Here is a 4,863-nt window from a genome sequence, read left to right as displayed (position 1 = left end):
CTACAGAAACAGTAGAAACAGCGAGACAGGATCACAATACAAGTCCGGTTGCCACAGCAGCACTGGGACGTCTGCTTACAGCAGGTGCTATGATGGGGACCATGATGAAGGGGGATAAGGATATCCTTACACTTCAGATTAAGGCAGGAGGACCACTTGAAGGAATTACAGTAACTGCAGATTCCAAAGGTCGTGTAAAGGGATATGTGGGAAATCCTGATGTATGTATCCCGGCAAACAGCAAGGGTAAACTGGATGTTGCAGGTGCTGTCGGTATAGGATTTATGAATGTGATCAAGGATATGGGACTGAAAGAGCCTTATGTTGGACAGGTTGCGCTTCAGACCAGTGAGATCGCAGAAGACCTTACCTATTATTTTGCTACAAGTGAACAGGTACCGTCAGCAGTTGGTCTCGGAGTTCTTATGAATAAAGACAATACAGTACGTCAGGCTGGCGGATTTATCGTGCAGCTGATGCCGTTTGCAGAAGAAAGCACAATTGCTAAGCTTGAGGAAAATGTACAGAAAATCACATCTGTCACAAATCTTCTGGAAGAGGGGCATACTCCTGAGAGTCTGCTTGAGAAAGTCCTGGAGGGCTTTGACATGGAGATCAATGAGAAAGTTCCTACGGAATTTTACTGTAACTGCAGCAGAGAAAGAGTGGAGAAAGCCCTGATCAGCATCGGAAGAAAAGAACTCAATGAAATGATCCAGGAAGGTAAGTCCATTGAGATGAACTGCCATTTCTGTAATAAGAATTATGAATTTACAGTGGAAGAACTGAAAGAAATCCTGCGTAAATGTAAATAAGAGATGCCAATGTACTGACAGATGGATCTGCCGGAGCACAGAGAAGAAGAGGTAGAAAATGAAAAACGGTTATATCAAAACAGCAGCCGCAACACCTTATATCACAGTTGCAGACTGCAATGCCAATGGAAGTGAGATTATCAGACTGATCCATGAGATGGAGAAAGAACATGTGAAGGTTATGACTTTTCCGGAGCTTTGTATCACAGGCTATACCTGTCAGGATCTTTTCCTGCAGAGACGTCTTCTCGACAGCGCCTGGGAAACTTTGCTGAAGATCACAAAGGAAACTGCTGATGTGGATGCCCTTGTTTTTGTAGGTGTGCCTTTCAGAAATCATGGAAAATTATATAATGTGGCAGCAGTTTTAAACAGAGGCGAGATCATTGGTCTGGTTCCGAAAACTTATCTTCCAAACTATGGAGAATTTTATGAGCAGCGCCATTTTGCATCAGGTCTTGGCTGTCTGGAATATGTGGATATTGAGGGAAAGAGAGTTCCTTTCGGAACAGATATTCTTTTTATCTGTGAGGAGGAGCCGGAGCTTGTGGCAGCAGCAGAGATCTGTGAGGATTTATGGGTGACACTGCCGCCAAGCGTTCTCCATGCACAGGCAGGAGCGAATCTGATCGTGAATCTGTCAGCCAGCAATGAGATGGTCGGAAAGGACAGCTACCGCAGAGATCTTGTTTCCGGACAGTCTGCACGTCTGGTGTGCGGATATGTATATGCAAATGCAGGAGAAGGTGAGTCTACACAGGATTTGGTCTTTGGCGGTCAAAATATGATCGCAGAGAATGGAGTGATCCTTGCGGAAGGAAAACGTTTCCACAATGGTATTGTATGCAGTGAGATTGATGTGCAGAGGCTGAACGATGAGAGAAGAAGACTGACTACTTATCAGCCGGCTGACGACAGTGATCATATTAAAGTGAGCTTCCATCTGAATGTGGAAGAGACAAAACTGACCAGAAAATATTCACAGTATCCTTTTGTACCTTCACGAAAAGAAGAAAGGGATATGCGCTGTGATGAAATCCTGAATATTCAGGCAATGGGACTTAAGAAACGTATGGATCATATCCATTGTCATAAGGCAACAGTGGGACTTTCCGGAGGTCTGGATTCCACACTGGCACTGCTTGTGATCGCAAGAGCCTTTGACCTTTCCGGTGCGGACAGAAAGGATATCCACTGTATTACCATGCCATGCTTTGGAACTACAGACAGAACTTATCAGAATGCCTGCAAATTAAGTCAGTGTCTGGGTGCGACTTTAAGTGAGATCAATATCAAAGAAGCAGTAAATATACATTTCAGGGATATTGCTCATGATCCGTCTGTGCATGATGTGACTTATGAGAACAGCCAGGCAAGAGAGAGAACGCAGATCCTGATGGACAGTGCAAATCAGGATGGCTCGATTCTGGTGGGAACAGGAGATCTGTCTGAGCTGGCTCTGGGATGGGCAACCTACAATGGTGACCATATGTCCATGTACGGCGTGAATGCTTCAGTGCCGAAAACTCTGGTGCGTCATCTTGTACGTTATTATGCGGACACCTGCAAAGATGAGAAGCTGACAGAGGTTCTTCTTGATATTCTGGATACACCGGTAAGTCCGGAACTTCTGCCGCCTAAGGATGGCAAGATCGCACAGAAGACAGAAGATTTGGTGGGACCTTATGAACTTCACGATTTCTATCTGTACTATATGCTTCGTGCAGGATTTGAACCGGAGAAAATTTACAGGCTGGCATGTGAGACTTTTGAAGGAATGTATGATAAGGAGACAATCTTCAAATGGCTGAAAACCTTCTATTGGAGATTTTTTGCACAGCAGTTTAAACGTTCCTGTCTTCCGGATGGCCCGAAGGTGGGAAGCGTTGCGGTTTCACCGAGAGGTGATCTGAGAATGCCAAGTGATGCAAGTGCAGGGGTATGGCTGGAGCAGCTTGAAAATATGGATATTTAGAATCGCATAGCGGAGTGGAGGATTTTATCCGCGTGATTTTACATGGCGAAGCGGAGAACGATCAGTTGTTCTCCGCTTTTTTCAGTGCTGTTTCAATTGCATTCAAAAGAATCATGGAAGTATACTTCTGATCTTCGGAATATTGGATGTTTTCCAGCGACTGGGAGGTATAGATCTGGCTGGCCAGTGATTCCAGAGCCGGTTCCATGAGAGGAAACATGGCTGCGGTGCTTTCGCTTAAATTTACCAGACGGATGGAAGTTACCCTGTCAGAGTCAACAGTTACTTCCAGGTCAAAGGTGTTTTCATTCAGGTCGATGGAGGAAGTATAAATTCCCGGTTTGTACAGGCTTTTGGCATCGGCTGAGGCACTTTTTTTCTGACCGGATCCAAACATGAAAAAAAGTACAATAGCCAGGATGACAGCAAGAAGGAGAAAGATGCCGGTGTATATAACTTCCTTCATATGTAGGACTATGATTTTTGTTTTTGCACTCATGGTACACGCCTCCTGGATGGTTTTGTATATTCTATTACAGAAGTGATTAAATTATGATATACTGAAACAACGAATGTGAGTAACCGACAGTAAGGAGAGAAGAATGTCATTACAGTTTATTATCGGCAGTTCCGGTGCCGGAAAGTCTTATTTTGCATATGAGAGAGTAATCCGGGAGTCCATGGAACACCCTGAGAGAAATTACTATATTATTGTTCCGGAGCAGTTTACCATGCAGACACAGAAGACGCTGGTGGAAATGCACCCGGGAAAAGGAATCCTGAATATTGACATCCTGAGCTTTGAACGTCTTGCGTACCGTGTATTTGAAGAAACCGGCGGAGATAACAGAAAGGTTCTGGAAGATACGGGAAAAAGCATGGTGCTGCAGAAAATGGTGCAGCAGCACAGAAGGGAACTTGCCTATCTGGGAAGCCAGATGAATAAGCCGGGATATCTGGATGAGGTGAAATCTCTGGTGTCAGAATTTATGCAGTATGATATCAGAGAAGAGAATCTGGCAGAAATGAAAGAGAAGGCCAAAGATCAGCCATTACTTGAAATGAAGCTTAAGGATGTGGGAATCCTTTATCAGTCATTCAGGGAATTCCTGAAGGGGCATTATATGACTGGAGAAGAAGTGATGGATGTCCTGCTTAAACAGCTTCCTTTTTCCGAAAAACTTAAGGGAGCGGAATTTCTTTTTGATGGATTTACCGGATTCACGCCAATTCAGGTCAATGTGCTCAGGGAACTTCTGGTCATTGCTGACCGCATAAGTGTTACTGTGACTATGGACGAACGGGAGGATGCTTTTTCTCCGGGAAAACCTTATCAGCTTTTCTTTATGAGCAAGCAGATGATACGGACACTTGCAGGGCTGACCAGAAATCTGGAGGATCCAGTGTATCTGAAACCATCCGGACAGTCCCGGTTTGCACAGGCACCTGCCTTACAGTTTCTGGAGAAAAATATCTTCCGTTACAGAAAGGGCGTGTATGCCGAAGAACAGCAGGAGATAAAAATATTTACTGCGCCATCCCCCCTGGAAGAAATGCGGGAGGCTGCCAGAAGGATGTCAGAACTTGTGCGTACCTGCGGATACCGCTATGGTGAAATTGCAGTGATCACAGGAAATCTGGAAGAATATGCAAGACTTGCAGCACAGGTATTTGAGGAGGCAGATATTCCATATTTTATTGATGAGAAGCATTCGGTAATGATGAATCCTTTTGTGGAGTATCTGCGCGCTGCCATGGAGATGGCGGTACAGGGATTTCCTTATGAGAGTGTTTTCCGTTATCTCAGATGCGGGATGTCAGAAGTTACCAGAGAACAGGCTGATAAGCTGGAGAATTACGTGCTGGCGCTGGGAATCCGTGGATATAAGAAATGGTCTGAAAAATGGGTTCGTGTGTACAGAGGAATGGAAGCGGAGAAGATACAGGAACTGAATGAGATCAGAGAAATCTTTGCGGAAGAAGTAAGGGAACTTGCGCAGGGATTTGGTTCCGGGAAGAAGACAGTGGAAGAGTACTGCCGGATTCATGTTTATGCTCTCCCTACTGATTCAT

4 protein-coding genes are annotated in these 4,863 nt (G+C 44.8%); 3 read left to right on the top strand and 1 reads right to left on the bottom strand.

All coding sequences use genetic code 11. From position 1 onward, the window contains the following. Nucleotides 1-815 (top strand): Hsp33 family molecular chaperone HslO (gene hslO / locus AC075J_RS18005; RefSeq protein ID WP_476390579.1); only part of this gene is annotated, 815 nt, incomplete at its 5' end. Nucleotides 816-873: 58 nt separating this feature from the next. Then, nucleotides 874-2,790, top strand: coding sequence for an NAD(+) synthase (locus AC075J_RS18000; protein WP_118569608.1), 1,917 nt, complete (start codon nt 874-876; stop codon nt 2,788-2,790). Nucleotides 2,791-2,851: 61 nt separating this feature from the next. Here the strand turns inward: AC075J_RS18000 and AC075J_RS17995 are convergent, their stop codons facing one another. Further along, on the bottom strand, nt 2,852-3,289 hold the full coding sequence (locus tag AC075J_RS17995; protein WP_055057270.1) for an FMN-binding protein: 438 nt from the start codon (nt 3,287-3,289) through the stop codon (nt 2,852-2,854). A 103-nt stretch (nt 3,290-3,392) separates the two neighbouring features. Here AC075J_RS17995 and AC075J_RS17990 point away from each other — a divergent pair. Beyond that, a partial coding sequence (locus AC075J_RS17990) for a PD-(D/E)XK nuclease family protein (protein ID WP_476390578.1) occupies nt 3,393-4,863 on the top strand: 1,471 nt, incomplete at its 3' end.

Source organism: Blautia sp. ZXY-1-C6 (assembly GCF_056339875.1).
Note: the sequence above shows the minus strand (reverse complement) of the source record. Positions and strands in the feature narration are given on the sequence as shown.

Excerpts from the sequence above, each read along its gene's own strand:
- AC075J_RS18000 (WP_118569608.1), top strand. The coding sequence starts at position 874 with ATGAAAAACGGTTATATCAAAACAGCAGCCGCAACACCTTATATCACA.
- AC075J_RS17995 (WP_055057270.1), bottom strand. The coding sequence starts at position 3,289 with ATGAGTGCAAAAACAAAAATCATAGTCCTACATATGAAGGAAGTTATA.